Below are 26,261 nucleotides of genomic sequence, written 5' to 3' on the forward strand. Positions count from 1 at the left end.
CGCGCATCCCGCCAGGGACCGACCAAACCATAGTGCCGTGAATCTTTACTTAAACTTTTAGTGGTCGGTAAAATTGACCTTCGCTCGACCTCAACCAGCAAGGATCGTGTGGTTTGCGGCAATGCGACATCGAGTCGTGGACCTAGCGAAGTAGGCCATTGATTGGAATGCGCAGAACAATCCTGAGGCCGTCGCTTGCCCAGTCAAAGCGGATGTCTCCCCCCAACTGCTGGGTGGCACTCGTCCTTGCAAGCTTGCTGCCGAAGCCAAGGCTCGACGGAGGCGCAATCTGCCTGCCGGCAAGTGCCTCCGTCCAGCGCAGTTCCAGACTGTTGTCGATGACGGTCCATTCTACTGCGAGCGTGCCTTCTTGACCGGCGAAGGCCCCGTATTTTGCGGCGTTGGTCGCCAGTTCGTGTACAATCAGCGCGAGGCTGGTCGACGCCTTCAGTCCGATCTCGACCGGTGGCCCGGACAATAGAACGCGCGTTTCCACATCGACATGCGGTTTCAGGATGTCCTCGATCAGGCTTCCGAGGAAACCTGTTTCCGGCGCCTGCGGACCATCAGCAATAGCCGGCTGTACCAGCTCATGCGCCTTTGAAAGTGCACGTAGCCGTCCCTGGAGCGTGTCTGCCATGGCCGGCACCGTGGCGGTGGTTCTCGCGGTCATGTTGATCATGCCGGAGGTGATCGAGAAGAGATTTTTGACCCGGTGATTCAATTCCCGCAGCAGAAGCTGACGTGCCTCCTCGGCGACTTTCAGGTCGTGTATGTCGGTGCAGGTGCCGTACCAGCGCGTGATCCTGCCATCGTCGTCCCGTACGCACTGGGCACGTCCGATCACCCAGCGATACTCGCCGGAGTGATGCCTCAGACGATATTCGACGTGATAGGGTTCGCCGGTGGCAAGGCTGTGCTGCCATACCTTCCAGGCATTCGCCCGGTCCTCCGGATGGAACGGGTTTTCCCAGGCAAGCCCGTCCGTCTCGCCTTTGGTCAAACCGGTGTATTCATACCAGCGCTGATTGAAGTAATCGTGGTGGCCGTCCGGTGTCGTTGACCAGATCATCTGGTCGATCGAGTTGACGATCGCCTCGAACCGTTTTTCACTTTCACGCAGGGCCGCCATGGCCCTGGCTGCTTCCGAAACATCTGTCGCCTGGACGAAGATGCCGAGCGCGTGCCCCTCCGTGTCGATCACCGGCTGGAAAATGAAGTCGACGTGGTTCTCCTGGATGCTGCCGTCCGGGCGCTCGAACCGGACCGGTACGGTCTGGCCGACATGCGGCTGACCGGTCTGGTAAACGGTATCGAGGAGTTGGATGAAGCCCTGCTGCTCGATGCCCGGCAAGGCGTCGGCTACCGTCTTTCCGACCAGATCACCGCGCTGCACAAGGTTCTCGTAGGCGGAATTGACCAGCTTGAAGACATGCGAAGGGCCTTCGAGAATGGCGATGGCGGCAGGAGCCTGCGCAAACATGCGATCGAGCCGGGAAATCTCTTCCTGCGCCTGCCGTCTGGCAAGCACCGTTGCCGTTGTTTCGTTGCCCTGATTGAAGATGCCGGCGATCTCGCCGTTCTCGTCGCGGATCGCCGTGAAGCTGTAATTCCAATAGGTCTCTGTCTGGATGCCCGAACGCATGATCGGCAGCATCTGGTCATAGGTGGAGAACCCCTTGCCCGTTGCCATGACCGCCTCAAATTGCGGTCCCACCACGTCCCAGATATCCGCCCAGACCTCTCGTGCTGGCTGGCCCAACGCCGCCGGGTGTCTTTCGGCCGGAATGGGTGCCCAGCTGTCATTGTAGAGGAGGCGGAGTTCCGGTCCCCAATAGATCGCCGTCGGAAAGGCCGAACTCAGGCAGATCGACAGGGCCGATCCAAGCGCAGGCGGCCAGGCTTCAATCGGCCCCAATCCGTCCGACCAGTCTCGGTCGCGGATCAGTTCGGCCATTTGGCCACCGTGTTTCAAAAATGGGGGAAACGAGGCGAACTCGTGGTTCGTGGAAGTCAAGTCGCTTAGCCTCGAATACGATCCGCATGTTCAACTAGACTGGAATACGCCAATCCTTTCCCTATGTCCACTTGGTCGGAGGCCCTAAATTAGGCGAGGCGATGAGCAGGAAATTGCGCCATGGCCTGAGATTTTTTTTGATTACGCGGGAACCTTTTCGAAGTGCGCGCTTTTTGTTTCGGCAGTCTGCCCCAGGACGTATGTGTATGACTAATGACAATTCCTCTCAGCGAGATGCTCAAGACGCTGGTGACAGGCTTTTGGCGTCTCATCCCTCGGAGGACCCCTTCGCGGCGGCCTTCAAGGCCACCCGAATGCCGATGTTGATTACCGATCCACGGCAGGACGATAACCCGATTATTTTTTGCAATCGCGCCTTCTCGACACTTACCGGCTACAGTCGGGAAGAGCTTGTCGGTCGTAACTGCCGATTGCTGCAGGGGCCGGAAACCGATCGTGGCGCCATCCAACGTCTCAGCGAGGCTGTTGCTGCCGAGCGCGATGTCGCGCTCGACATCCTGAACTACCGAAAGGACGGCACGACGTTCTGGAACGCGCTGTTTGTCAGCCCGGTTCGAGATGCCAAGGGGGAGGTGATTTACTTTTTCGCATCCCAGCTGGATTTCACCAACATCAAGAGCAAGGAAATCGAACTCGCGCAGGCTCGGATGTCGGCCGAAGAGGAAGTCGTGCGTCGGACCCGTGACTTGAGCGAAGCGCTGCAGGCGAAGACGATGCTTGTCCATGAGGTCGATCATCGGGTGAAGAATAACCTGTTGACCATAGCTTCCATCGTCAAGTTGCAGGCGCGGATGTCGGAAGACGACGTGGTCAAGCGGACCCTGTTTTCCGTGCTCAACCGCGTTGAGGCCTTGAGCACAGTGCAACGCAAGCTGTTCAAGAACAGCGATCTCGGCCGGTTCGACGTGGCAGACTTTGCCAAGGATCTGATCGAGGATCTGGTCGGAGCGTTGAAGCGTGACGACATTCAGGTCACGACGGATCTGTCGCCGGTGCTGGTGCCGTCGGTCAAGGCTTCTCCCCTCGCCCTTATCGTCAACGAACTCGTGCTGGATGCCGTCCGTCGAGGGTTGAGTGACGGAGGAGGGGAAATCCACCTCCAGGTGAAACGGACCAATGGCCACTTCGTCATTCGGGTAACGGATACCACGACGCCTGTGCCCGTCAATTCAGACGAAGAAGTGTTCGGCAGGCTGATGCTTGAGACCTGTGCGAAGCAGCTTCAGGCAAACGTTGAGCGAAGCGTCAACGGTCACCGCACCGATGTACTGGTGACCATGCTGGTCGAGGAAATGAAGGGTACCGACGTTTGAAGATCATGATCGTCGAGGACGAGGCCCTGCTGGCACTCGAACTGGAAATGGAAGTGGAAGCTGCAGGTCACGAGGTGGTGGGCACAGCGGCTTCCCGCAATGCCGCGCTGCAAATCGTTGAGCATGCAGAACCGCAGTTTGCCTTTGTCGACGTCCACCTGAGCGATGGTCCGTCCGGCATAGAGATCGGACGGCATCTCGCCTCGACGGGTATCCCGTTTGTTTTTGTCACCGGCAATGTGAAGCGGATTCCGGAGGACTTCGTGGGTGCTATCGGTGCGATTGAGAAACCGTACACGATGAACGGTTTGCAGAATGCGCTCACCTATCTGACGGCACGGGTATCCGGAAATGAGCCGACGGTGCCTCCACCAGGATTGATCCTGGCGGAATGACTGCGCTCAGAACGAGCGCAGTTCGCATTGTTTGCGAGGGCCGCCGCCATAGGGCTGATAGGAATTGTCTTCGGGGCGGTACGAGCGATAACGCTTGAGACAGTTTTGCGCGTGAAGAGAACTTGCCGAGACGCTGGACGACTGTTCGGCAACGTCCTGAACGAGCGTGGGCTGTGCTTGCTGATCCAACTCACTCGCAGGTGCACTGCCGTGAGGCGAAATGCACGGCTTCATCCCACCGCTATAGGAGATGTAGTTGTTGTCCGTCGCGCGATAGGATTTGTAGCGCGCCTCGCACCAGGCGACATGCGCCGCCGCCAGGGGGTTTAGGTTTCGACCGTCATTGTCGATGTCTGTCACTGCAGAGGTCTGCATGACATCGATCTCCGCAACCGCTGAGGCCGGTGCTGACACTGGTCCCGTGTCAACATTCGGATCGGAGCTCGCCATGACGACCCCGGTGCTGTATCGCGGAGCAATTCGCTCGTAGGTCTGAGCCTGCGGGTCTACCCTGACGGGAGTCAAGGTCCAGAGGTCCTTAACATCCAGTCCGGTGAAGCGCGGAACATCTTCCTGCGGCACGATAACGGCCGATGCCAGTACGACGCCGCCCAGTAGCATACCCACGGCAAGCGATGTACCGGCCAGCAGCGAAGCTACGGTTTTCATTGAACTCTCCATCAATGCGATTGCTGGATGGAGAATGATTTAGGGCTTCGTCAGTTCCATCCGGAACCGATCGCCTCGGGAAATTGTCGACCGCGGCCACCGCAGTCTCTTGTTCCTGCGGCGGCTGTGTTGGCTGCCCCTCAATGATTGTGACGGGGCGGTCTCTTGGATATCTGTCGGAAGCTGTCAGCACCCCGGATCGTGGCGCCGTCTGCGAGTTGGGTCACGGTCTGGCGGTAGAGCATTTGCCACGGCGTTGCGTCGGCCGGAACGGCGGGAATGCCCTCCGCCTTGCGGCTGGCGATCTCATCATCGGAAACCAGCATGTCGCACCGACCCTGGTTGAGATCGATGCGGATCGTATCGCCCGTGCGGATCCAGGCCAGTCCGCCGCCCGCGGCGCTTTCGGGCGACGCGTTCAGGATCGACGGACTGTCGGCTGTTCCGGATTGACGACCGTCACCGATGGTCGGGAGGCTCAGGATGCCACGCTGGATCAGATGGTCGGGCGGCTGCATATTGACGACTTCGGCGGATCCCGGCCAGCCGAGGGGGCCGGCGCCACGGATGACGAGAATGCAGTTCTCGTCGATCTCAAGAGACGGGTCGTTGATGCGCTTGTGATAATCCTCCGACCCGTCGAAGACGATGGCGCGGCCCTCGAAGATGCCTTCGCGCCCTGGCTCGTTAAGGTAACGCAGGCGAAACCCTTCCGAGATGACGCTGGTCTTCATGATCGCGAAGTCGAAGAGATTGCCCTTTAGCACGAGGAAGCCTGCACGTTCGCGCATCGGTTCGGCATAGGGCTTGATGACCTCCCGGTCGGCGGCTTCCTTGCCTTCCAGATTTTCGGCCATGGTGCGGCCGGTGACCGTGGGACAGCTGCCGTCCAGCTTGCCCGCCTGCAAGAGCTCCCACATGATGGCGGGAACGCCGCCGGCGCGGTGGAAACGTTCGCCGAGATAAGCGCCGGCCGGCTGGACGTTGGCGAGCAACGGGATGTCGAAGCCGTGAACCTGCCAGTCTTCGGGATGCAGTTCGACGCCGGCATGTTTGGCCATGGCCATCAGATGCGGCTGCGCATTCGTGGAGCCGCCGATGGCGGAATTGACGCGGATGGCATTGAGGAAGGCTTCGCGGGTCAGGATGTCGGACGGCTTGACGTTCTGGAGCACCAATTCCACGGCGCGGCGGCCGGTGCGATAGGCCATCTGGCCGCGTTCGCGATAGGCGCCGGGGATCGCTGCGCAGCCCGTGAGCGACATGCCGAGGGCTTCGGCCATGGCATTCATGGTGGAAGCGGTGCCCATGGTGTTGCAATGGCCGACCGAGGGGGCGGAATCGAGTGCCCGTTCCAGGAATTCTTCCTTGTCGATCTCACCGGCTGCGTATTTGCGTCGGGAGCGCCAGATGACGGTGCCAGAGCCCACAAGTTCCCCGTCGTGCCATCCGTCCAGCATCGGTCCGCCCGACAGGACGATGGCGGGGATGTCTACCGTCGAGGCAGCCATCAATGCCGAGGGGGTGGTCTTGTCGCAGCCTGTCGTGAGCACGACGCCATCGAAGGGATAACCGTAGAGGAGTTCGACCAGGCCGAGATAGGCGAGGTTGCGGTCGAGGGCTGCGGTCGGGCGCTTGCAGTTTTCAAACAGGGGATGCGAGGGGAACTCGATGGGAATGCCACCGGCATCGCGGATGCCGTCACGCACGCGCTTGGCAAGCTCAAGGTGGTGCCGGTTGCATGGATTGATGTCGCTGCCCGACTGGGCGATCCCGATGATCGGTTTGCCCGAACGCAGTTCCTCCGGCGTCGTGCCATAGTTCATGAAGCGTTCGAGATAGAGCGCCGTCATGTCCAGGTGGTCGGGATTGTCGAACCAGTCCTGTGAGCGCAGGCGACGCTTGGGGTGTTCTGTATTGCTCATGGACGATCCTCCTCCTCCCTGGCATTGATTTTTTCGAGATGCAGCAGCAGTGCGCTGTGATCCTTCTCTCCGTTGCCGTCCGCGACGAAAGCCTCAAAGGCCGTGCGGACATCGGCGGTCAAAGGCAGATCTAGTGCGAATTCTGCAGCCATGGCTGCCACTGCATCCAGATCCTTCAATTGCAGCCGCGACGGACCCCCGGGTTCGAACCTGCGCTCGACCATGCGTGCGCCATGCAGTTCGAGGATGCGACTCTCGGCGAAACCGCCGCGAATGGCCTCGCGAAACTTCTCCCGCGACGCGCCTCCCGCCTCGACCAACATCATGGCTTCCGCGACGGCGCCGATGGTGATGGCGACGATCTGCTGGTTTGCGAGCTTGCAGATCTGGCCCGCCCCTGACGGGCCGACATGAGTGACGCGGCCGAGGGCTGCGAACACGTCGGAGAGGCCTTCGATGACCGATGCTTCTCCGCCGGCCATAATGGCGAGCGTGCCGGCCTCTGCACCGACCACCCCACCAGAGACGGGCGCGTCGACAAGGGCAATCCCCCGTTCGGCCAGCCTGCCCGCATGGTTCTTGGCCATCGGCGGAGCGATCGATGACATGTCGATCACGACAGCATCCGGCTTCAGTGCTTCGGCGACGCCTGTCGAGAAGAGGACATCGGCGACCGCATTTCCGTCCGAAAGCATGGTGATGACGACGTCTGCACCACTGACGGCTTCGGCCGCGGTTGCGGCCAGGGTCGCGCCGTCGCCCATCAGAGCTTCAGCCTTACGGATGTCGCGGTTCCAGACCGAGACGACGAACCCGGCCGCAAGCAAGCGGCGCGCCATGGGGGCGCCCATCAGGCCGGTGCCGAGAAAGGCTATGCGCTTGGTCGGTGCGGTCAAAGGCTGCCTCCCAGTTCGTCCTCGATATGAATGCGGATGATTTCGTCAAAGGACGTTTCCGCTGTGAAGCCGAGGTCGCGGGCGCGTTTTGCGTCGAAACCGGGCGCCCAGCCGGCGCAGATGCGCATGATCGTCTCGTCCGGCTCGCGGCGGATGAGCTTTACGGCCTTGTCGCCTGCGATGCGGCGCAAGGCCTCGATCTGGTCGCCGACGGTGGCGCTCACCCCCGGCATGGAGAGATTGCGGCGGGGGCCGACTTGTTCCACGTCGATCGTCGCGGCATGGATGAGAAAGCCAACGGCGGAGCGGGGTGAGGCGTGCCAGTGCCGCACGTCGTCCGTGACCGGCAGCACGGCCTCCTGGCCGACCAGCGGTTCGCGCAGGATGCTGGAGAAGAAGCCGGATGCTGCCTTGTTCGGCTTGCCCGGGCGGATGCAGATCGTCGGCAAACGGATGCCGATGCCGTCGAAAAAGCCCTTGCGGGAATAGTCGGACAACAGAAGTTCGCAGATTGCCTTCTGCGTGCCGTAGCTGGTGAGCGGCGTGGTGTGGAACTCGTCCGGGATGGGGAAGGGCAAGGGAGCGCCGACCACGGCGATGGAGGAGGTGAAGACCACGCGCGGTCGATAGCCATCTTCAATATGGGCGAGACGGATCGCTTCGAAGAGATAGCGTGTGCCATCGAGGTTGATTCGATAGCCTTTTTCGAAGTCGAGTTCGGCCTCGCCGGAGACGATCGCCGCCAGATGGAAGATCACGTCCGGGCGACCTGCGACAAGTTTCTCAGCGGCTCCGGGGGCAGAGAGGTCTGCCGTTTCGAGGGTGACACTGCCGGCGAAACCGACCGGTGCATCGGGGGTGACAACGTCGACAAGCGTCATGGCTTCGACGGCTCTGCCGGCGAGTGTTCCATCCTTCGTGAGCCGCTCAGCCAGCTTTCTGCCGACCATTCCCGCGGCGCCGATAATCAGAACATGCATCGTATTTCCTCCTCCGGTTCATTCATCCGCCGAGTGCTCGGCGGACACAAGCAATCATCTCGAAAAAAGCATTTGTAAGGTTGTCTGATAACCTTATATTTGATGCTTGGAAACAGAATAGTTGGCGCCGGGGGCCCGCAAGCGTGGACCGGCAGGAGAAAAGACATGGAAGTTGGGGGCGTTGGCACGGCAGGTGCGGAGTTGTCGGATCCGCGTGTCGAGATCTTGGTAGCCCGGCTGGGCGCCGACCTCGTCATGGGAGGACCGGAGATCGCTCGCTATTGCCGGGACTGGCATGGTGACGTCACCACCGGTGCCGTGGCTGTGATACGCCCCCGGACTACGGCCGATGTCTCTGCTGCCGTCAAGGTCATCGGTGAACTCGGCCTTTCAATCGTGCCTCAAGGCGGCAATACCGGGCTCGTCCTGGGAGCGACGCCGGATGATCCCGCAGGTCAGGTCGTGATCAGCCTAGAACGGATGACGGCCATTCGGCGGCTGGATGCCGATGATTTCTCCGCTGTGGTGGAGGCCGGCATCGTGCTGTCCGAGTTCAAGGACAAAGTGGAGGCGGCGGGCCTCTATTTCCCGCTTGCTCTCGGCGCACAAGGTTCTTGCCGGATCGGCGGCAATGTCTCGACCAATGCTGGCGGGATCAATGTCCTGCGCTACGGTATGACCCGCGAACTCGTGCTGGGTCTCGAAGTCGTTCTGCCGGATGGATCGATCTTCGATGGACTTTCGACGTTGCGGAAGGACAATCGCGGTATCGATCTCAAGCAGCTTTTCATCGGAGCAGAAGGCACGCTCGGCATCGTGACGGCTGTATCGGTGAAGCTCATGCCGCCTGCCGAACAGGTGGCGACAGCGCTCCTCGGACTGAATGCGCTTTCCGATGCCATTGCGCTTTATCGCCGGGCGCGGCGCGACTGCTGCGACCTGATGTCGGCGTTCGAATTCATGCCGCCGGTGGCGTTCACGCTTGCCCGCGAGGCCATGCCGGACCTCGCAATGCCGATGTCGGGTGACTATCCGGCCTATGTACTGATGGAAATTTCCGGCTCGGGGCTGGTCGACATCGAGGACCTGATGCAGCGGTTTCTCCAGGGTGTCATGGAAGAGGGCCTCGTGCTCGACGGGGTCGTTGCGGGATCACGGGCGCAGGCGCGCAATCTCTGGCTCTTCCGCGAAGGCATGAACGAGGGGCAGGCAAAACGCGGGCCGCACTTGCGCACCGATGTGTCGGTGCCGCTGTCGAAGCTCGCCGATTTCGTCCGGCAAGCGGAAGAGGCCGTCATGGCTGCGCTACCGGAATGCCTCTGCGTTTCCTACGGTCATGTCGGCGACGGCAATGTGCACCTCAACGTGCTTCCGCCGTCGGGTCTTTCCCGTGGCGAGGTCGATGGCATCATTTACCAGGCGAAGGGGCTGATCAACGCCGTTCTTGCCCGCTTCGGCGGTTCGATCAGCGCGGAGCATGGGATCGGGCGCTTGAAGAAAACGGATTTCCTTTCTGGCCTGCCTGAGACCCAGGCTCATCTTCTTTCTGCCATCAAACGCGCGGTTGATCCGCACATCATCATGAACCCCGGTTGCCAATTGAATTTTACGACGGATTCGTGAACAACCGGCTGGGTGGTAAGGAGACCAGGTGGGCATGGCGATCGATATAGGTCAAATCAACCTCGGACAGATCAAGCGCAGCGATCATCTTCCGACACGGATCGCGGCGCAGTTTGCGGCCGAGATCAACGAAGGCCGCCTTTCGCCGGGTGACAAGCTGCCGACCGAGCACGTGCTGGCGAAGACGCTCGGTGTCAGCCGTTCGGTGATCCGTGAAGCGATTGCGCAATTGCGCAACGAGGGACTGGTCGAGACGCGTCAGGGTGTCGGTGCGTTCGTAAGCGAGCGGCCGGCGCGGCTGATCCGCATCAAGGAGGGCGATCTTTTCGACCCGCAGAGCTTCCGTGCCCTGTTCCAGCTGCGCGTACCGCTGGAAATCGAAGCGGCAGGACTTGCGGCCGTGCACCACACCGAGGCCGATCTCGCACGCATCGATGAGGCTCTGGGCCACATGACCGGACCGGAGAAATGGTCGCATCAGAGTATCGATGCGGATCTGGCATTTCACCGGGCGGTGGCGGATGCCACCCATAACGAGTATTTCTCGATGTTCGTCGGCTTCATCGCCGAGCGCATCAGCCTGGCGATCGATGCGGCCCGCTCACGCGCGGTGCTGGAGGAGATCGTTGAAGTCACGATTGCCGAACATGTGCGGTTGAGGGACGCGATCGCTGGTCGCAATCCTGCCGAAGCGCGCGAGGCGATGCGGCTCCATATGCATGGTGCCGCGAGCCGGATTCAGCTTAGTCTGGAGCAATTCTGACTGTTTGACAGCTGCTCGACCGAACCTAGGGTCTGGATTGAGCGGCCCAGGGGTAGACAGGGCGGATTTCCCTGCCTATTAATGTTTGCGGAGAGTTGTCAGACATCCTGACAATACGGCAAGGCGACAGGAGGTGTCGTCTGTCTAGGGGCGTGGAGGAGGTCCGTCTTGGCGATGGAACGCAGTTTGAAGTCCGGTGATATTCTTCCCGAGGATGCCGGAGAGGCGATCCTTGTTGGTCGCGTGTGGTCTGACGCAGCCGGAGGACCGTGCCCGGTTCTGGTGCGCGCCGGCCGCGTCCTGGACCTGACGAGCATTGCCGCTACCTCCGCTGACCTGCTGGAGATCGACGACATCGCAACGCGCCTGTCACAGGCATCGGATCTTCCGGATCTCGGATCGGTCGATGATTTTCTCGCCGGCAAAGGTGGACGTCTGCTTGCTCCGATTGATCTTCAGGCGGTCAAGGCAGCTGGGGTCACCTTCGCAGACAGCATGCTTGAACGGGTGATCGAAGAGCAGGCCAAGGGCGATTCCGGTCGTGCTCAGGAAATTCGCGGCCAGTTGGCACCTGTGCTTGGCGATAGCCTGCGCGGTGTCGTTGCCGGCTCCGAGCAGGCGGCCAAGGTAAAGGGCCTGCTGCAGGAGATGGGTCTCTGGTCGCAGTATCTCGAGGTCGGCATTGGCCCGGATGCCGAGATCTTTACCAAGGCGCAGCCCATGGCCTCCGTCGCTTGCGGGGACAAGGTCGGAATCCATCCGATCTCGCAGTGGAACAATCCGGAGCCCGAGATTGTTCTGGCTGTACGTTCTGACGGCAAGATCCTGGGGGCGACGCTCGGAAACGACGTCAACCTGCGCGATGTCGAAGGACGTTCGGCGCTGCTTCTGGGGAAAGCGAAGGACAACAATGCCTCCTGTGCCATCGGTCCATTCATCCGGCTCTTTGACGCAAGCTTCACGATCGACGTGTTGCGCAAAGTCCGGGTTGCGCTCGTCGTGCGTGGCGAGGACGGGTTCGAAATGACGGGCGAAAGCCCGATGGAAGCGATCAGCCGGTCGCCGGAAAATCTTGTCGCGCAGTTGCGTAATCGCAATCACCAGTATCCCGATGGGGCCGTCCTGTTCCTCGGGACGATGTTTGCGCCGGTCAAGGATCGTCGCGGCGCAGGCCTCGGTTTCACCCATGAAGTGGGCGACCGCGTCGAAATCTCCACGCCCAAGCTCGGGCGTCTCGTGAACTGGGTCGATCGCACGGATGCCTGCCCCGAATGGACGTTCGGAACCCGTGCTTTGTTTGCCAACCTGGCCCATCGCGGCCTTCTCGACCGCGCGTGAGGTGCCGATGACCAAGGCTGTCGATCTCTTCTACCGATTTCTCGAATTCCTCCTGATCGTCTTGCTTGGCGGCATGGCGATCATGGTCTTCGTCAATGTCGTCCTGCGTTATGCCTTCAATTCCGGCCTGACGGTCTCAGACGAAATGGCCCGCTATTTCTTCGTCTGGCTGACCTTCATCGGGGCCGTCGTCGGCTTCCGGGAGTACGGCCACCTTGGTGTCGAGTCCCTCGTCGCACTTCTGGGTCGCCGTGGCCGGATCGTCTGCATGATCCTGTCCAATCTCGTCATTCTCGGTGTTTCCGCGCTGTTCTTCTGGGGCACCTGGCTGCAACTGCCGATCAATTCCAGCATGAAGGCGCCGGTGACCGGACTGTCCATGGGCTGGGTCTATGGCATTGGGTTCTTCACCGGCGCGGGCTGCAGCCTGATTGCCTTGGAACGCCTGTTCCGCCTGCTCACCGGTCGCGTCACGGACGAAGAGGTCGCGATGTTTGCCGGTGAACATATGGGCATCGAAAAGCTGGTGGAGCGTGCCTGATGACATTGATCGTCTTTATCGTCTCGCTTCTCGGTGTCATGGCCATTGGCGTGCCTGTCGCCTTTGCCCTGATGTTCTGTGGCGTCACCCTCATGTGGTACATGGGGATGTTCAACAGCCAGATCATCGCCCAGAACATGATCGCCGGCGCCGATACGTTTACGCTGCTGGCCATTCCCTTCTTCGTGCTGGCGGGCGAATTGATGAACTCCGGCGGCCTCTCGCGCCGCATCATTGAATTCGCCATTGCCTGTGTCGGCCATATCCGGGGCGGCCTCGGCATTGTCGCGATCATGGCGGCCGTGATCATGGCCTCCATCTCCGGTTCGGCTGCTGCCGACACCGCTGCGCTTGCTGCTATCCTCATCCCGATGATGGCAAAGGCCGGCTACAACGTGCCCCGGTCCGCTGGCCTCATTGCCTCCGGCGGCATCATCGCTCCCGTCATTCCGCCGTCGATGGCCTTCATTGTCTTCGGCGTTGCTGCGAACGTCTCCATCACCCAGCTCTTCATGGCGGGGATCGTGCCCGGTATCCTGATGGGTCTCGGTCTGGTAATCGCCTGGCAGATCGTTGTCCGGAAAGACGACATCAAGCCTTTGGCCAAGGCGCCGGCGAAGGAACGTCTGAATGCTACCGGTCGCGCGGCCTGGGCACTTGGCATGCCCGTCATCATTCTCGGTGGCATCAAAGCCGGCATCGTCACCCCGACGGAAGCTGCCGTTATCGCCGCCTTCTATGCGATGTTTGTCGGGATGGTGATCTATCGCGAGCTCAAGCCCCGCGATTTGCCGGGGGTCGTTCTGCAGGCGGCCAAGACCACTGCGATCATCATGTTCCTGGTCTGCGCAGCTCTGGTTTCGGCTTGGCTCATCACCGCTGCCAATATCCCAGGTGAGATCACCCGTTATATCGAGCCGCTGATCGACCGGCCCATGCTTTTGATGTTCGTCATCATGTTGCTGGTGCTTCTCGTCGGTACGGCACTAGACCTCACGCCGACCATCCTGATCCTGACGCCGGTGTTGATGCCGATCATCAAGCAGGCGGGCATCGACCCGGTCTATTTCGGCGTGATGTTCATCATGAACTGCTGCATTGGCCTGATCACGCCACCGGTTGGCGTCGTGCTCAACGTCGTCAGCGGCGTCGGCCGGGTGCCTCTGGGCAAGGTCGTGACGGGAATCACGCCTTTCCTGTTGGCCCAGGTCCTCATCCTGATGTTGCTCGTTGTCTTTCCGGACATCGTCATCGTCCCGGCGCAATGGCTCCGGTGACCCAAGTGTTTTTCAACCGTCTCATTTTATCCAAGGGAGGAAATACGATGAGAAAGTTTCTACTGACCACTACGGCTCTTGCATTCTGCGCGGCGGGTGCCGCGCCGGCCTTCGCAGAATTCAACGATCGTACAATTCGCGTCTCGAACGGCATCAATGCGGACCATCCGGTCGGCAACGGTATCGAGGCGATGCAGAAGTGCCTCGACGACAAGTCGGGCGGCAAGCTGAAGCTGCAGGCCTTCTGGGGCGGCGCGCTTGGCGGCGACCTGCAGGCGACGCAGGCCCTGCGTTCGGGCGTTCAGGAAGCCGTTGTCACCTCGTCGTCTCCGCTGGTCGGTATCGAGCCGGCGCTCGGTGTTTTCGACCTGCCCTTCCTGTTCTCCAATGCGCAGGAAGCCTACACGGTGCTCGACGGCAAGTTCGGCGACATGATGAGCGAGAAGCTCGCAGCCGTCGGTCTCGTCAATCTCGGCTATTGGGAAAACGGCTTCCGCAACCTTTCGAACTCGGTTCGTCCGGTCACCAAGTGGGAAGACTTCGAAGGGATGAAGGTTCGCGTCATGCAGAACAACATCTTCCTCGACACCTTCCAGAACCTCGGTGCCAACGCGACGCCGATGGCCTTTGGCGAAGTCTTCTCGGCGCTGGAAACAAAGACGATCGACGCGCAGGAAAACCCCTATGTGACGATCGACACCTCGAAGTTCTTCGAGGTGCAGAAATACGTGACCGAAACCAACCACGCCTACACGCCGTTCCTCTTCCTCTTCTCCAAGGCGATCTTCGATACCTATACGCCGGAAGAACAGGCTGCCTTGCGGGAATGCGCGAGCGTTGGCCGCGATGTTGAGCGCAGCGTCATTGCGGATCTGAACAAAAAGTCGCTGGAGAAGATCAAGGCCGCTGGGCTTGAGGTCAACACACTGTCTGAAGAAGAGCAGAAGCGGATTCGTGAGAAGTCGATGGTGGTCTACGAAAAGCACAAGGAAGAGATCGGCGCCGACGTGGTCGATTCCATCCTGGCCGAGCTCGCCGCGATCCGCAAATAACCTCCCTGGTCGCAGTTTGGCGGCTGCACCAGACGAAGCCCGCAGTGGGAAACCGCTGCGGGCTTTGGCATTTCGTGACGGAGCCCGGCGCGGCGGGCGTTCACTCCGGTATCGCGGGGAGCACCGTTTCCCGCTTCTTCAATTGCTGTTCGCGGAAGAAGATGAACAGCCCGGATCCGACGATCAGGGCAGCGCCGATGATCATGGTGAGCCTCGGGACCTCCCCGAAGAACCACCAGCCGAAGACCACGGCCCAAAGAAGAAGCGTGTATTGCAACGGGGCGACTGTCGCCGCATCCGAGATCTTCAGGGCCCGGTTGACGAGGATATGGGCGGTCATGGCGACGATGCCAAGCAATCCGAGCAGGAGGACCTCCGTGACCGAGGTCAGGGGCGTCCAGTCGAGTGGAGCGAAGAGCAGACCGGCCACCGCGGCCCCGCCTGTCTGGAACAGAACCAGTGTCTTATCCGGTGTGGAGCGCAGGCTTCGGCCAGACAGCATCATGAAGGCGAAGGCCGCCGTGCCGATGATCGATATGATCGCGGGCGCGGTGAACATGGCGCTCGAGGGCTCGAGTGTGATGATGACGCCGACGAAACCGATGGCAATCGCCGTCCAGCGACGCCAGCCGACCTTCTCTCCGAGAAGGAAGGGGGCCGCTGCCGCAACATAGATTGGGGCAGCCAGCCAGTAGGTCATGACGTCGGCAAGCGGAAGATACATCACCGCATAGTAGAAGCAGAAGAGTTCGAGGGTCGAAAAGACCACCCGCGCGGTTTGCAGCCAAGGACGTTCCGCCTCGACGATCGGCTTGCGCCCGGCCATCCACAGAAAGGGCGCGAGCACCAGAAGTGCGGCAATGCTGCGAATGAGAATGACCTGACCGAGGCCGTAGCTTGCGACCAGCCATTTGCCCATGGCATCATTGAGGGCGAAGAGAACCATACCGAGCAGCATGACGGCCGGGCCGGTGAAGGCGCCGAATAGGGATGCCGATGGGGCTCCCGAGGGGGTCGTGGTCGTCATACTCTCTCTCCCGAATTCCTGTCGGTCCTGCCACTGCACGCTTGCGAAAATTGCCCGCGTCTTGCCGAATTGTTCTGTCCGTCCAACTGTTCATCACATCCGCGGACGCACCTCCCGTGCGCCGCGTAGCGATATCCCGGTCTTGTCATGTCGCCCCCGAAATTGCGAGGGGGTTTGCTCTCTTTCCCGAAAGCTATTCATACCTTGCGAGGTTTGTTGCGCCATTGATTGCGCCAAGAGACTGGCGTTCTCCACCCGCACCGCATTTTGGAACGACAGTTTAAGTACGAGGATTGACCGAGAATGAAATATGGCCAGAATGTGTCTTGAGCGCCGGCTCGCAAATAAGCAGGGCCCGGCCTGGAGAATCTGATGTCGCGACCCATTGCGAAGAAAACTGATACACTTCGTTGCTCGCGCCTGACGGATGCAAACGGACGATGCATGGCGATTGCGACGACTGGCGCTTCGATTGCCTTTCTTGCGGTTTTGATCGTCGCCCTTTAAGATTTCGCCATCTGCTGGGAACTGCTCTCGTAAACTCAACATAGCGTCAGCCAGAAAATTCCCGCGAATGTCAGCAGCGTGGCTGCGCCCGCCGCGATGTGGACGATCTTGGATACGCGCATGATCAGCCGGCGCTCTCCGTCGCTTGCCCCGGATGCAGGCCGTAGGCACCTGACATCGATCACGTAAAGTAGTGCCAGAGTGACGATCAACAGGCCCGACAAAACAAGTCGAAGCAGCGAGGCCGACCCAACGGAAACCAGGTGCCAGCCCAGTTTGCAACCTGTTGCCTGGACCGCGTAGAGCATCAGGAAAGCGACGGACCACAGCACGAAGCCGGCAAGCAACCCGACAAACGGAAACGCTCTCATCCGCCGCCCCCGATCTGGCTAAGGCTTTGCAAGACGAAAGGGAAGCCGAGGCCGACCAGGCCGGCAAGGGCCGCGTAGTCGTGCCAAAGCCTTGCGATACGGAGGTCCAGTGAGCGGACTGCAGAGATGTAGCCGCTGTACCATCGCCAAAGGCAGTAGCTCGCAAAGATCCCGCCGAACGCCGCATGAAGTCCGACATAAACCACGACTGCCAGGGCGCTTGCCGATGCCGCATGCGTCTCGGGACCCGGGATCGCCACGCCGATCGCCGCCGCGGAAAGCGTGGCCATCAGACATCCGATGAGGATGACGGCCAGACCCAGTGGTGTTTGGCTGCTCTTGCCTGTGGTGAAACGTGCGCCGATCGCGGAGACGATGAGGCCGCTCGCGGCTGCCAGGGAAAAAGCGGGAAAGGTGAAATCCATATCCGGTGGAGGCCAGTTCGGGGCGGAAAGCCACAGAAACAGTCCACCGAAGAGCAGCGATGTATAAAGCGTCGCATTTGCCGTCAGAATGAAAACCATCGCCCACCAGGAGGGCGGTCGATCAGCCTGTTGGTGATGTGGCGCCTGCTCGCCGCGGCCGACTTCAAGATCCGAGATGTCCCCTCTGAGACCGGTCGATGGTGTCCACCGCAGGAAGAGTGCAAGGACGACAACTGCGGCTACGGGAGAGAGCCAATAGAGTTTTGCCAGCAGGCTGGCGAAAAACAGGGCGGTCGCGACGGCTGTCCAGAAAGGCAGGTAGGTAGGGCGCGGGAGCACCACCACATGGTCGATCCTGCCCGTTACCATGTCGATCGCGAGCGTTTCCATCCAGCCGTTGCGCATGAAGCCGAGATAGCCACGCCCGGCCGCCAGGTCTGACCCCAGTTGATCCGGATTGAGGTCGTCAGCCCTGCGGTCGATGTGTGGGAGAGAGCCAAAGGTATAGGACGGCGGCGGGGTCGGTGTCGCCCATTCCAGCGTGCCCGCCTGCCACGGATTGCGGCGAAAGGCGCGGCCGAAACGGATGAGCAGGATAAGGTCGAGTGCAACCAGGGCAAAGCCGATGGTCATGACGAAGCTGCCGACCGAGGAGGCGAAGTTCAGGATTTCCCAGCCTGCTTCGGGCGGATATTCGAAGACCCGGCGCGGCATGCCCCGCAATCCGGTGAGATGCATCATGAAAAAGGTGATGTTGAAGCCGATGAACACCAGCCAAAAGGCGGGTTTCGACAGATGCTGGATCGGCTGGCGTCCGGTGATGTGGGGAAGCCAGTAATAGGCGGCCGCCATCATCGGGAAGACGAAGCCGCCGACCAGGACATAGTGCAGATGGGCAACGACGAAATGCGTGTCGTGGGCCTGCCAGTCGAAGGGGACCATCGCGAGCATGACACCTGTCAGGCCTCCCAGCACGAAGACGAAAAAGAAGCCGAAAACATGCAGCATGGGGATGGAGAGACGTGGTCGCCCATGGGCCATGGTTGCGAGCCAGGCAAAGATCTGGATGCCGGTCGGAATCGCCACCAGCGCACTCGCGACCGAGAAGAAGGAAAGGGCCACATGAGGAATGCCGACCGTGTACATGTGATGCACCCAAAGGCCGAAGGAGAGAAAGGCCATGGCGACGATAGCGGCAACGATCAGGTGGTAGCCTTCGAGCGACCTGTGCGACAGGGTTGGGATGATGGTTGACAGGGCACCGGCGGCCGGCAGGAAGATGATGTAGACCTCCGGGTGTCCGAAGAGCCAGAACAGGTGCTGCCAGAGCAGCGGATCCCCGCCTCGCGTGGGGTCGAAGAAGGGCAGATCGAAGGCACGTTCGACTTCAAGCAGGATCGAGCCGAGAATCAGCGGCGGAAAGCCGATCAGCATCATGGCCGCCACGACCAGCATGTACCAGGCAAAGATCGGCATGCGGGTGAGCGACATGCCCGGCGCCCTTAGCTTGAGAATGGTCACCATGAGTTCGATCGCCGCCGACAAGGCCGAGATCTCGACGAAGGTGATACCGAGCAGCCAGACGTCGGCATTGATGCCGGGAGAGTACGGTTTCGAGGAGAGCGGCGTGTACATGAACCAGCCACCGTCCGGCGCAATGCCGAAGATCAAGGCGGCGATCAGAAACGAACCTCCGAACAGATAACACCAGTATCCGTAGGCCGACATGCGCGGAAAGGCGAGATCGCGTGCGCCGAGCATCTTGGGAAGCAGATAGATCGCCAGTCCCTCGAAGAAGGGAATGGCGAAGAGGAACATCATGATCACGCCGTGCATGGTGAAGACCTGGGCATATTGCTCGGCATCGAGAAAGGCGCTGTTGCTGGAGGCGAGCTGCGTGCGGATGAGCATGGCGAGGAGACCGCCTATGGCGAAAAAAACCAAAGCAGTCACCATGAACCGCTTGCCGACGACGTTGTGATTGACGGCCGCAAACCGCTTCAGCCCCTTGCCGGAACCCCACACGGCATCCAGTTGATGGTGCAGCCGGACCGGTGAGCCTGCGGTGTCATGAGCGGTAACGTTGAGCGTTTCGTTCATTGGGCTGCCTCTGCCGTCGCGTTCGTCATGTCCTCAATGCGCTCTCGATAGACATCGGGAGCATGGGCCTCGACCACAAAGCGCATGGCGGCATGGCCCGTACCGCAGTATTCGGCGCAGATGCCGCCATATCGCCCGGGGACATCCGCCTTGATTCTCAGTCGTGTGGTGTGGCCAGGAATGGCGTCAATCTTGCCGGCGAGACGCGGAATCCAGAAACTATGGATCACATCGGCGCTGGTGACGCTGACCTCCACCACGCCGCCGGCAGGGATATGAAGGACCGCCGAGCTGCCGCTCAGAGCATTCTCCGGGTAGCGGAACTCCCAGTTCCACATGCTCGCATGCGCTTCGACGCGCGCGATGACCGGCTCGTGCTGCCAGGCGCCCAGCAGATACTCCCCTTTCGCCAAGCCGTAGACGATCAGCACAAGGAGAACCGGAAGGGGCAGGATCAGACCGCCCAGTGTCATCCAGCGCTCAGCCGTCCACGCGCGGCCGAAACCGGGGCGGAAAAGCACGAGCATGAAGAGGAGGATGACAATGGCAAAGATGAGGATGCCGCCGATCAGCATGATCCACCAGAGATCGGCGATCGATCCGGCATAGGGGCCCGCCGGATCGAGCGCGGACAGGTCTCCGGTACACGCTCCCAATGCGAGGGGTGTGGTAAGAGCTGCAGCGATGCGGCGGAACCTTCGGCGCGCGTCAGGATTTCTGGTCTCAAACGGAGAGGTTCCATGACCAGCGAACAGACGACCGAAAGCAACAATCCCGTGATCGAAAAGCTGGAGGAGAAGGATACCACCTCGGCCATTGCCGTTGCCGGGCACCCGTTGCACGCGATGAGCGTTCATTTTCCCATCGCGCTGGTCTTCGGGACTCTCGCTGTCGATGTCTTCTACTGGTTCACGGCGGACCCCTTCTGGTTGCGGGTCGGGCTCTGGACATCCGGGACGGCCTTTCTTGCAGGGGTGGCCGCGGGTGTCGTCGGCACGGCGGAGCTGGTGCTGGTGCCCGGCATCCGCGCCCGTGTCGCGAGTTGGGCTCACGCTATCGCCGCTGTTACGCTCATCTCGGTTGCGGGCGCCAATTGGGGTATCCGATTGCTGGACCCAGCCGCCGTCCTGCCGCACGGCATGCTCCTGTCGACGTTGGCTGCGATCCTCACCGGGGTCGCCGGATGGCATGGGGGCAAGCTGATTTTCGATCACGGCATCGGCCTCATGGTGTCGTCCAGGGATTGAACTGATCGAGCAGGCGCTTGAGGCCGCCCGGTTCGCTCATGACCGGCGGCAAGGTAAGTCCGGGCGCCTCTTTCGCGAGGACGAGGAAAAGAATGGCAAGGACCACGGCGCAACAGCTGGCCGTTGCCGTTAGAAAGCGCCAGAGCGGATAGACCTCGCCGTCCTTGAACAGGCGGATGATCACCAGACCTGAAAAGACGTGAAACATGGCGAGCAAGGCAACGAAGCCGAGTTTCCAGGAAAACCAGGGCGCAAAGACATCACGCCAGAAACTCAAGGCGATGCCGCTCGATACCGCGATAAAGGCGGCCGGCGAAATGATCGCGACATAGGAGAAACGCACCATACGCTGCATGCGATAAAGCGAATCTCTGCTCGTGATATGAGCCCGCTGGACATAGAGACTTGGCAAGCTGATCAGGCCGGCGGTCCAGATTGCAATGGCAGCAATGTGCACGATTTTCAGGGCGGCGATCATCGGCGGGCCGGCTGCCTTTCCGCATCTCGCGTCGAGAACAGGCGGGAGAGCACCACCAGCCCGCAGAGCAGGTAGGGGATCGCGGCTGGAACCCACATCAGGATGCCCGAGAGTTGCTGGTCCGCCAGGGGGAGGAGCCCATAAGGCTGAGTCGTATCCAGATGGGCTGAAAACAGCGGTTCCCTTGCGAAGGTCAGCAGCGCGCCGAGCATACCCATCTGCAAAGTCGTTCCGAGGAGCAAAGCGAGGGCTGCGCCGACCGACCGGTGCGATGCCAGGATATCGCGCCAGAGCCAGATTGCGGATCCGATCAAGGTGAGTTCCATCAGCCAGTAGGCGGCTGGAGAGCCGAGCGCGAAGAGATATGGGCCCGGCGCATGCCACAGCCACATCATGGCCGTATGCGCCAGAAAGGAGAGCTGCGCCGGCACCACGACCGAGGACCGTCTATTCGGTGGCACCGCCAGGACAACCAGCGGTGCTAGGACCGTTACCAGCAGGATATGATGCAATACCCGCGCGGAGAACAACGCGGAAGCCAGGGCACAAAGCGGAGACACGAAGGCGACGACCGCGACGAGCAGCGCCGAAAATGTCCACATCCGCTGTTGCCGGGTTTCGGTGAGCGTGAGTAGCGCAAAGGTGCTGGCGGCAAGTCCGCTCAGCAAAACCGGGTCAAAGTTCCACTGGCTCCACAGAGCTTCTGGCAGCGGCGCCGGGCCGCAATAGATCTGGAGGTCCATGGACTATCCCGCCCACTTCGGCAGGCGCACTGCCAGCGGCCAGGTTCGTTCTGTCGTGTCTCGCAGCATGCCGCCCCCGATCTCCAGTCACCATCGCGCAACAGATGGGAGCGTGGATTTGTTCCATCCGGACTTGGATTGCTGCATCACGATTGCAGGCGCGGGCGGGAGGCCCATTCCTGGACATCCTACGAGGACGTACGAACAATCGGTCTAGGGCTTCGCTACTTGCGAAGAATGACCCAGATAGCGTGGATGATTCCGGGGACGTAACCGAAGAGCGTGAGCAGGATGTTGAGCCAGAAGTGCAGGCCGATGCCGACCTGGAGAAACACGCCGACGGGCGGCAGGAGAATGGCGAGCAGAATGCGCAGAACGTCCATGAAAGTCCCTTTATCAGTTTAGGAGCATGATAAACGCGCGTCGATGACAATCGTTCGCGCCTGTGGAGGAAAGATAAGCCTCGTAAAAAGCGAAACGTCCGGGCTGAGGCCCGGACGTTCCTTGTCGGCGCTCTCCCGGCGCGTTTGTTTATTCTTCGCGCTGGCCGGTCAGGCTGAGCAGCAGCTGGAACAGGTTGACGAAGTTCAGGTAGAGCGAGAGCGCGCCGAAGACGGCGAGCTTCTGCTGGCTTTCCTGGTCCATGTTCTCGGCATACTGTTCCTTGATGTTCTGCGTGTCCCAGGCGGTCAGGCCGACAAAGACGAAGACACCGATAACCGAGATGGCGAACTGCAAGGCGGTCGAGCCGAGGAAGATGTTGACGACCGATGCGATCACGACACCGATCAGACCCATCATCAGGAACGAACCGAACTTCGAGAGGTCGCGCTTGGTCGTGTAGCCGTAAAGGCTCATCGCGCCGAACATGGTTGCGGTGATGAAGAAGGTGCGCGCGATCGAGGTTCCCGTGAAGACCAGGAAGACCGACGCGAGCGACAGGCCCATCACGGCGCAGAAGGCCCAGAACGTGATCTGTGCGGTGGACGCCGACATGGTCTGAATGCGGAAAGAGAAGAAGAAGACGAAGGCGAGCGGCGCCAGCATCACCACCCACTTCAACGGGGTGGAGAAGATCGGCACGTAAAGGGCCGGTGTCTGGCTCACAACAAAGGCGACGAGGCCGGTGATGACCAGGCCGAGGCCCATATAGTTGTAGACCCGCAGCATATGCTGGCGCAGGCCCTCATCGAACAGTGCCGCGGACTGGGCCTGTGCGCCGTAGCCGAAGCGGTTCTGGATAGGATCCATGGATGTTTCCTCCTTGTTTGGATCAGTAAAGGGTACGGGCGAGCTGGCGCGCCTGTTCGGCCAGCTTGTCCGGATTGGTTGTCTCGGAAATCAGCGCATAGGCGACTTCCCCGATCTGCCAGTAAGCAGCCTGCGTGTCGCCGTCCTGCTTAGTCAGGACCTGCTGCACGGCAAAGCTGCCGGGGCGGACCGCGAAGAGCGAAAACCGTTTGCCGGCTTCCGGTTCGACTTCCAGCTCGACGCTCGGGCCGTAAGTGGATGGGAAGATCTGCGCGTCGCGGATTGCCCAAGCATCTGGCATTTCCGGCAGCACGATTGCGGTGGCCGAGCGGATTTCAGCCGCGTTGAAGATACGGCTCTCCAATTGCGAGCCCAACTTCCCGCGCAGCTCTGCCGTCTGATGTGCCCGGATCGCTTCCTCAACGAATTGCGGCGGGGGCACGGAGGCGACCACTTCGCCGATGCCGCCCGGTGCAATCCATCCATGTGCTGCCCAGCCGGCACCGACAAGCAGCAGGATGGCTGCCGCACGGCGGGCAAATTCCAGCGTGCCACGGCCGTTCAAGCTGCTTTCCAGTCGCCGGGCGGCCTCGCGCGTTTCCTGACGGGCGACGACAGGCCTTCCGGCCAGCGCCAGCCGCAATTCGTCCCGAACACGCAGGTCCGCCATAACCTTTGCGGCCGTTGCCGGATTTTCCGAGAGATAAGCCTCGACTTCGATCCGACGGGCCACATCGAGCTGGTCGTCGACATAGGCGTGGAGATCGGATTCGAGGACGGGATCATTGCTGGTCATCGGGAGATCCTCCAACGATTCGGAGATGGGGTACCGACCCTTCCGTATTGCCGTGTTCAAGAGCGCGCAGCCGCGCCCTGGCTCGGGAAATACGGGACATCAGGGTGCCTACGGGAATGTTCAGCACATCGGCCGCTTCCTGGTAGGACAGCTCTTCGATGGCGACGAGGTGAAGCGCCTCGCGCTGGTCTTCCGGCAGGGCAAGGAAGGCATTGCGTATCTGTGCAAGCCTGACCGAATGCTCCTGGCCGGCTAGAACCACAAAATCTGCGAGGTCCGCTGCGGCGGCATTGCGTCGATCGCTCGCACGATTGGCGCGCAGCCGGTCGATGTGGGTGTTGTGCAGGATCGACATCAGCCAGGTAAGGAGGCTGCCCCCGCTGCGAAAGCTCGACTTTCGTTCCAGCGCGCGAACGAGTGCGTCATGAACGAGATCTTCGGCTTCGTCCGGATTGCGCACGAGCGAACGGGCATAGCGCCTCAGCGCTGCCAACTGGCCGATCACATTGAACGGGTTCGCTTTCGTCGTCATGCTCCATATACGGAGCTGTGGACCGGTTTATTCCATCGCTCTCAAAATTTTTTTCAGGGCGACATCATCCAGCCAACGCCCTGCATTGCGGCAAACACCAGACCGGCGGAAGCCATCAGCGCGACGACACCAAGCACGAGGCCCAGCATCGTGACGAGGCCGTCGCGCTCCATCAGGCCGAGGGCAATCATGACCAAGGCGGCAACGGGGAGGAAGTTGCCGAAGGGAATGGGCAGTGCGACCGCAATGGCGAGCAACAGTACCGGCAATCCCATCATGGCCTGGGCGCGCGGCCCGGCAAGGTGGCGCATGCGATTGCGCTTGAGAAAGGTTTCGACACGGGTCACGAGCGGGGCGGTGTAGCGGACGATGAGCGCGATCGTGTCTGCCGACACCCGTCGTCGACCGATAAAGGACGGAAGCCAGATGCGACTGTAACCGGCCAGGATCTGCAGCGATACGATCGCGAGGCAGCTGCCGAAGACAAACCCGAAGGGGCCTGGGATCGGCGTCAGTGCCGGCAAGGACAGGATCAGGATTGCAAAGGCGATACTCGCCCGTCCCATGGTCGTTAGCAGTTCGTCGAAGCTGACGGACCCCGCCGCCATCGCGTGTTCGCTCAGTCTTTTCAGACGTTGCGATGCCACGCCAGCCTCGGGAGGCAGGCTATCCGTCATTGTTGTTTCGCCTTTTTCAACCGGGGTCTCCACTGCCTGGGAGATGTAGGTGAGGCGTGAGGCGATACAAGTGAGGCTGGGGTCACGAAGCACTTGCTATCATGGCCCAAGCGCGACGCGACGGGCGAGTTCACGGAATGTCTCTGGCTCCCCCTTGCCGGCGAGGGCGAGCAGTTCGATCGGAAAGAGCACCGCTTTCCGGTTAGCATCCGGCAGAGGCGATGTCGCAAAGTCCGCCTCTGCCTGTTGCCTTGCCTGCGCCATGGCTCTGTCCAGGTCCTGTTGCGACAACACGCCCTTGGAGATCATCTCGCGCACCAGGGCCGACAGAGCAAGGTAAAGGCCTTCGAGCTGCGGGTTTGCAGTGTTCATGGCATCACTTTCGCTGGGCGTCGTGGGTGTGATGGCTGTCCTTCTCGCCGCCTCCACCCGATACGTCGCTTCTGGCCTTCGTGTCGGATTTTGCCGGCGGCTTCACGACCTGCTTCGGAGCTTTTGCGTTTTCACGTGATGCGCCAGGACCACCCTGTCGAATGGTGCCGGGGCTTTTGGTCGATGTCGACATGGCTGCCTCCTAACGGTCCTGTTGATATCCCTGGTGCGTGGTGTTCACCTTGCTGTTGCCTTGCTGGCCCAGTTTGTCGGGATCTTTTTCCGGCCTGAAGTGCGGATCGCTGGCCGGATGGTCGTTTCCGGTTTCACCGGTACCTTCGGACTGCGGTTCTCTTCTGGAGTCGGGGGAAGTCGACTGCTCATGGCGTGCTCCTCGTTTCTGATGCGGCGTCAGTCGATCCGTCTCTTCGGGTCAAGGTCGACGCCCTGCTCGGTCGGCTGGGCTTCTTCCTCTCCCTTGTCGCCCTGACGCTCCAGTTCGCGGTCTATCGTCTGGCGATCGCCCTCGGGCGGGTCGGGCTGCAGACGGTTGTTTTTGGTCGTCATGATCTTTCTCCTCGCATCGATGACCCTGCAGACCGAACCCGCATCCCTGCGGCCTGTTCCTCAAAACATTCAAGTGGTGGAACCCTTTGCCCGACCCGCTGTTTCTCCCGCATCAACGGAGGTATCGATGAAGATGACCCACACGCCCGAAAACGACGACAAGAAGTCGACTGCGAGAGAGCTCCCCGCCGCCGGCCCGCATGACAAGCCGGAACTCCAGGATCAGATGAAGACACCCGGTGCAGGTTCGCTGCCCAAGACAGGTTCGCAGGAGACCGGTGCCGGTCCCGACTGAGGCGCTCTAGAGATAGGTTAAACGCAAAAGGCCGGCGGTTTCCCGCCGGCCTTTTGCGTATCT

29 protein-coding genes and 1 pseudogene are annotated in these 26,261 nt (G+C 60.8%); 10 read left to right on the forward strand and 20 right to left on the reverse strand.

What is annotated here, in order from left to right:
* Nucleotides 1-142: 142 nt before the first annotated feature.
* Nucleotides 143-1,957: a sensor histidine kinase gene (locus tag ACT53S_RS21715; protein ID WP_476068555.1), complete on the reverse strand. Its 1,815-nt coding sequence runs from the start codon at nt 1,955-1,957 to the stop codon at nt 143-145.
* Nucleotides 1,958-2,223: 266 nt separating this feature from the next.
* Between ACT53S_RS21715 and ACT53S_RS21720 the strand changes: the two genes are divergently transcribed.
* Together ACT53S_RS21720 and ACT53S_RS21725 are read left to right on the forward strand one after the other, a co-directional pair.
* Nucleotides 2,224-3,351, forward strand: a complete 1,128-nt coding sequence (locus ACT53S_RS21720) for a PAS domain-containing protein (RefSeq protein WP_476068601.1) — start codon at nt 2,224-2,226, stop codon at nt 3,349-3,351.
* Nucleotides 3,348-3,746, forward strand: coding sequence for a response regulator (locus ACT53S_RS21725; protein ID WP_113379077.1), 399 nt, complete (start codon nt 3,348-3,350; stop codon nt 3,744-3,746). The genes ACT53S_RS21720 and ACT53S_RS21725 overlap by 4 nt, the downstream gene beginning before the upstream one ends.
* 6 nt (nt 3,747-3,752) lie before the next feature.
* Here the strand turns inward: ACT53S_RS21725 and ACT53S_RS21730 are convergent, their stop codons facing one another.
* The 4 genes from ACT53S_RS21730 to denD form a co-directional block, all read right to left on the reverse strand.
* Nucleotides 3,753-4,415: a BA14K family protein gene (locus ACT53S_RS21730; RefSeq protein ID WP_476068556.1), complete on the reverse strand. Its 663-nt coding sequence runs from the start codon at nt 4,413-4,415 to the stop codon at nt 3,753-3,755.
* A gap of 140 nt (nt 4,416-4,555) precedes the next feature.
* Nucleotides 4,556-6,340 carry an IlvD/Edd family dehydratase gene (locus tag ACT53S_RS21735; protein ID WP_113379078.1) on the reverse strand — a complete coding sequence of 595 codons (1,785 nt, stop codon included), beginning with the start codon at nt 6,338-6,340 and terminating at the stop codon, nt 4,556-4,558.
* Nucleotides 6,337-7,236, reverse strand: coding sequence for an NAD(P)-dependent oxidoreductase (locus ACT53S_RS21740; RefSeq protein WP_476068557.1), 900 nt, complete (start codon nt 7,234-7,236; stop codon nt 6,337-6,339). The genes ACT53S_RS21735 and ACT53S_RS21740 overlap by 4 nt, the downstream gene beginning before the upstream one ends.
* Nucleotides 7,233-8,216: a D-erythronate dehydrogenase gene (gene denD, locus ACT53S_RS21745; RefSeq protein ID WP_476068558.1), complete on the reverse strand. Its 984-nt coding sequence runs from the start codon at nt 8,214-8,216 to the stop codon at nt 7,233-7,235. The genes ACT53S_RS21740 and denD overlap by 4 nt, the downstream gene beginning before the upstream one ends.
* Nucleotides 8,217-8,381: 165 nt before the next feature.
* On the opposite strand from denD, the gene ACT53S_RS21750 reads away from it, so the two are divergent.
* The 6 genes from ACT53S_RS21750 to ACT53S_RS21775 all read left to right on the forward strand — a co-directional run bounded on the left by ACT53S_RS21750 (nt 8,382) and on the right by ACT53S_RS21775 (nt 14,810).
* Nucleotides 8,382-9,839, forward strand: coding sequence for an FAD-binding oxidoreductase (locus ACT53S_RS21750; RefSeq protein ID WP_476068559.1), 1,458 nt, complete (start codon nt 8,382-8,384; stop codon nt 9,837-9,839).
* Nucleotides 9,840-9,873: 34 nt separating this feature from the next.
* Nucleotides 9,874-10,602, forward strand: a complete 729-nt coding sequence (locus ACT53S_RS21755) for a FadR/GntR family transcriptional regulator (RefSeq protein WP_142071278.1) — start codon at nt 9,874-9,876, stop codon at nt 10,600-10,602.
* 174 nt (nt 10,603-10,776) lie between these two features.
* A complete protein-coding gene (locus ACT53S_RS21760) occupies nt 10,777-11,940 on the forward strand; it encodes a fumarylacetoacetate hydrolase family protein (RefSeq protein ID WP_476068602.1) in 1,164 nt (387 codons plus the stop codon).
* A 7-nt stretch (nt 11,941-11,947) separates the two neighbouring features.
* Complete coding sequence (locus ACT53S_RS21765) at nt 11,948-12,481, forward strand: TRAP transporter small permease (RefSeq protein ID WP_142071274.1); 534 nt, start codon at nt 11,948-11,950, stop codon at nt 12,479-12,481.
* Nucleotides 12,481-13,758: a TRAP transporter large permease subunit gene (locus tag ACT53S_RS21770; protein ID WP_113379085.1), complete on the forward strand. Its 1,278-nt coding sequence runs from the start codon at nt 12,481-12,483 to the stop codon at nt 13,756-13,758. Before ACT53S_RS21765 ends, ACT53S_RS21770 begins: the two co-directional genes overlap by 1 nt.
* Nucleotides 13,759-13,805: 47 nt before the next feature.
* Nucleotides 13,806-14,810, forward strand: coding sequence for a TRAP transporter substrate-binding protein (locus tag ACT53S_RS21775; RefSeq protein WP_113379086.1), 1,005 nt, complete (start codon nt 13,806-13,808; stop codon nt 14,808-14,810).
* Between the two features lie 100 nt (nt 14,811-14,910).
* Here the strand turns inward: ACT53S_RS21775 and ACT53S_RS21780 are convergent, their stop codons facing one another.
* The 4 genes from ACT53S_RS21780 to coxB all read right to left on the reverse strand — a co-directional run bounded on the left by ACT53S_RS21780 (nt 14,911) and on the right by coxB (nt 19,896).
* The gene (locus tag ACT53S_RS21780) at nt 14,911-15,837 is read right to left on the reverse strand and encodes a DMT family transporter (RefSeq protein WP_476068560.1); all 927 of its coding nucleotides are present in this window, start codon (nt 15,835-15,837) and stop codon (nt 14,911-14,913) included.
* A 542-nt stretch (nt 15,838-16,379) separates the two neighbouring features.
* Nucleotides 16,380-16,715 (reverse strand): hypothetical protein, encoded by a 336-nt coding sequence (locus ACT53S_RS21785; protein WP_476068561.1) that lies wholly within the window; start codon nt 16,713-16,715, stop codon nt 16,380-16,382.
* On the reverse strand, nt 16,712-19,240 hold the full coding sequence (ctaD, locus tag ACT53S_RS21790) for a cytochrome c oxidase subunit I (RefSeq protein ID WP_476068562.1): 2,529 nt from the start codon (nt 19,238-19,240) through the stop codon (nt 16,712-16,714). The genes ACT53S_RS21785 and ctaD overlap by 4 nt, the downstream gene beginning before the upstream one ends.
* Nucleotides 19,237-19,896: a cytochrome c oxidase subunit II gene (coxB, locus tag ACT53S_RS21795; RefSeq protein WP_476068563.1), complete on the reverse strand. Its 660-nt coding sequence runs from the start codon at nt 19,894-19,896 to the stop codon at nt 19,237-19,239. Before coxB ends, ctaD begins: the two co-directional genes overlap by 4 nt.
* A gap of 84 nt (nt 19,897-19,980) precedes the next feature.
* Here coxB and ACT53S_RS21800 point away from each other — a divergent pair, with 84 nt between their 5' ends.
* Nucleotides 19,981-20,487 carry a DUF2231 domain-containing protein gene (locus ACT53S_RS21800; RefSeq protein WP_113379090.1) on the forward strand — a complete coding sequence of 169 codons (507 nt, stop codon included), beginning with the start codon at nt 19,981-19,983 and terminating at the stop codon, nt 20,485-20,487.
* Here ACT53S_RS21800 and ACT53S_RS21805 read toward each other — a convergent pair.
* The 11 genes and pseudogenes from ACT53S_RS21805 to ACT53S_RS21855 all read right to left on the reverse strand — a co-directional run bounded on the left by ACT53S_RS21805 (nt 20,465) and on the right by ACT53S_RS21855 (nt 25,903).
* A complete protein-coding gene (locus tag ACT53S_RS21805; RefSeq protein ID WP_476068564.1) occupies nt 20,465-20,965 on the reverse strand; it encodes a CopD family protein in 501 nt (166 codons plus the stop codon). The two genes, ACT53S_RS21800 and ACT53S_RS21805, sit on opposite strands and share 23 nt — an antisense overlap.
* Nucleotides 20,962-21,708, reverse strand: coding sequence for a cytochrome c oxidase assembly protein (locus ACT53S_RS21810; protein WP_476068565.1), 747 nt, complete (start codon nt 21,706-21,708; stop codon nt 20,962-20,964). Before ACT53S_RS21810 ends, ACT53S_RS21805 begins: the two co-directional genes overlap by 4 nt.
* A 224-nt stretch (nt 21,709-21,932) precedes the next feature.
* Nucleotides 21,933-22,091: a YqaE/Pmp3 family membrane protein gene (locus tag ACT53S_RS21815; protein WP_113379093.1), complete on the reverse strand. Its 159-nt coding sequence runs from the start codon at nt 22,089-22,091 to the stop codon at nt 21,933-21,935.
* Between the two features lie 148 nt (nt 22,092-22,239).
* The gene (locus ACT53S_RS21820; protein ID WP_113379094.1) at nt 22,240-22,959 is read right to left on the reverse strand and encodes a Bax inhibitor-1/YccA family protein; all 720 of its coding nucleotides are present in this window, start codon (nt 22,957-22,959) and stop codon (nt 22,240-22,242) included.
* Nucleotides 22,960-22,981: 22 nt separating this feature from the next.
* Nucleotides 22,982-23,755: an anti-sigma factor gene (locus ACT53S_RS21825; protein WP_142071259.1), complete on the reverse strand. Its 774-nt coding sequence runs from the start codon at nt 23,753-23,755 to the stop codon at nt 22,982-22,984.
* A complete protein-coding gene (locus ACT53S_RS21830; RefSeq protein ID WP_142071257.1) occupies nt 23,742-24,287 on the reverse strand; it encodes a sigma-70 family RNA polymerase sigma factor in 546 nt (181 codons plus the stop codon). The genes ACT53S_RS21825 and ACT53S_RS21830 overlap by 14 nt, the downstream gene beginning before the upstream one ends.
* Before the next feature lie 53 nt (nt 24,288-24,340).
* Entirely contained in the window at nt 24,341-24,964 is a 624-nt protein-coding gene (locus tag ACT53S_RS21835) for an exopolysaccharide biosynthesis protein (RefSeq protein WP_476068566.1), read from the reverse strand.
* A 99-nt stretch (nt 24,965-25,063) separates the two neighbouring features.
* Nucleotides 25,064-25,336, reverse strand: coding sequence for a hypothetical protein (locus ACT53S_RS21840; protein ID WP_476068567.1), 273 nt, complete (start codon nt 25,334-25,336; stop codon nt 25,064-25,066).
* A 4-nt stretch (nt 25,337-25,340) separates the two neighbouring features.
* Nucleotides 25,341-25,529 (reverse strand): hypothetical protein, encoded by a 189-nt coding sequence (locus ACT53S_RS21845; protein ID WP_476068568.1) that lies wholly within the window; start codon nt 25,527-25,529, stop codon nt 25,341-25,343.
* Between the two features lie 9 nt (nt 25,530-25,538).
* Nucleotides 25,539-25,720: pseudogene (locus ACT53S_RS21850) on the reverse strand (hypothetical protein).
* A gap of 27 nt (nt 25,721-25,747) precedes the next feature.
* Nucleotides 25,748-25,903 carry a hypothetical protein gene (locus tag ACT53S_RS21855; RefSeq protein WP_162750619.1) on the reverse strand — a complete coding sequence of 52 codons (156 nt, stop codon included), beginning with the start codon at nt 25,901-25,903 and terminating at the stop codon, nt 25,748-25,750.
* A 127-nt stretch (nt 25,904-26,030) separates the two neighbouring features.
* Here ACT53S_RS21855 and ACT53S_RS21860 point away from each other — a divergent pair, with 127 nt between their 5' ends.
* Entirely contained in the window at nt 26,031-26,198 is a 168-nt protein-coding gene (locus tag ACT53S_RS21860) for a hypothetical protein (RefSeq protein ID WP_174238529.1), read from the forward strand.
* The last annotated feature ends 63 nt before the right edge of the window (nt 26,199-26,261 follow it).

It is taken from the genome of Allorhizobium sp. DMC15 (assembly GCF_056314065.1).

Coding starts and splice junctions, on each gene's coding strand:
- ACT53S_RS21855 (WP_162750619.1), bottom strand. CDS start 25,903: ATGACGACCAAAAACAACCGTCTGCAGCCCGACCCGCCCGAGGGCGAT.
- ACT53S_RS21840 (WP_476068567.1), bottom strand. CDS start 25,336: ATGAACACTGCAAACCCGCAGCTCGAAGGCCTTTACCTTGCTCTGTCG.
- ACT53S_RS21830 (WP_142071257.1), bottom strand. CDS start 24,287: ATGACGACGAAAGCGAACCCGTTCAATGTGATCGGCCAGTTGGCAGCG.
- ACT53S_RS21730 (WP_476068556.1), bottom strand. CDS start 4,415: ATGAAAACCGTAGCTTCGCTGCTGGCCGGTACATCGCTTGCCGTGGGT.
- ACT53S_RS21800 (WP_113379090.1), top strand. CDS start 19,981: ATGACCAGCGAACAGACGACCGAAAGCAACAATCCCGTGATCGAAAAG.
- ACT53S_RS21750 (WP_476068559.1), top strand. CDS start 8,382: ATGGAAGTTGGGGGCGTTGGCACGGCAGGTGCGGAGTTGTCGGATCCG.
- ACT53S_RS21785 (WP_476068561.1), bottom strand. CDS start 16,715: ATGAGAGCGTTTCCGTTTGTCGGGTTGCTTGCCGGCTTCGTGCTGTGG.
- ACT53S_RS21755 (WP_142071278.1), top strand. CDS start 9,874: ATGGCGATCGATATAGGTCAAATCAACCTCGGACAGATCAAGCGCAGC.
- ACT53S_RS21860 (WP_174238529.1), top strand. CDS start 26,031: ATGAAGATGACCCACACGCCCGAAAACGACGACAAGAAGTCGACTGCG.
- ctaD (WP_476068562.1), bottom strand. CDS start 19,240: ATGAACGAAACGCTCAACGTTACCGCTCATGACACCGCAGGCTCACCG.
- ACT53S_RS21715 (WP_476068555.1), bottom strand. CDS start 1,957: ATGGCCGAACTGATCCGCGACCGAGACTGGTCGGACGGATTGGGGCCG.
- ACT53S_RS21825 (WP_142071259.1), bottom strand. CDS start 23,755: ATGACCAGCAATGATCCCGTCCTCGAATCCGATCTCCACGCCTATGTC.
- ACT53S_RS21765 (WP_142071274.1), top strand. CDS start 11,948: ATGACCAAGGCTGTCGATCTCTTCTACCGATTTCTCGAATTCCTCCTG.
- ACT53S_RS21735 (WP_113379078.1), bottom strand. CDS start 6,340: ATGAGCAATACAGAACACCCCAAGCGTCGCCTGCGCTCACAGGACTGG.
- ACT53S_RS21780 (WP_476068560.1), bottom strand. CDS start 15,837: ATGACGACCACGACCCCCTCGGGAGCCCCATCGGCATCCCTATTCGGC.
- ACT53S_RS21770 (WP_113379085.1), top strand. CDS start 12,481: ATGACATTGATCGTCTTTATCGTCTCGCTTCTCGGTGTCATGGCCATT.
- ACT53S_RS21815 (WP_113379093.1), bottom strand. CDS start 22,091: ATGGACGTTCTGCGCATTCTGCTCGCCATTCTCCTGCCGCCCGTCGGC.
- ACT53S_RS21775 (WP_113379086.1), top strand. CDS start 13,806: ATGAGAAAGTTTCTACTGACCACTACGGCTCTTGCATTCTGCGCGGCG.
- ACT53S_RS21760 (WP_476068602.1), top strand. CDS start 10,777: ATGGAACGCAGTTTGAAGTCCGGTGATATTCTTCCCGAGGATGCCGGA.
- ACT53S_RS21835 (WP_476068566.1), bottom strand. CDS start 24,964: ATGACGGATAGCCTGCCTCCCGAGGCTGGCGTGGCATCGCAACGTCTG.
- ACT53S_RS21720 (WP_476068601.1), top strand. CDS start 2,224: ATGACTAATGACAATTCCTCTCAGCGAGATGCTCAAGACGCTGGTGAC.
- ACT53S_RS21845 (WP_476068568.1), bottom strand. CDS start 25,529: ATGTCGACATCGACCAAAAGCCCCGGCACCATTCGACAGGGTGGTCCT.
- ACT53S_RS21810 (WP_476068565.1), bottom strand. CDS start 21,708: ATGGACCTCCAGATCTATTGCGGCCCGGCGCCGCTGCCAGAAGCTCTG.
- denD (WP_476068558.1), bottom strand. CDS start 8,216: ATGCATGTTCTGATTATCGGCGCCGCGGGAATGGTCGGCAGAAAGCTG.
- ACT53S_RS21805 (WP_476068564.1), bottom strand. CDS start 20,965: ATGATCGCCGCCCTGAAAATCGTGCACATTGCTGCCATTGCAATCTGG.
- ACT53S_RS21820 (WP_113379094.1), bottom strand. CDS start 22,959: ATGGATCCTATCCAGAACCGCTTCGGCTACGGCGCACAGGCCCAGTCC.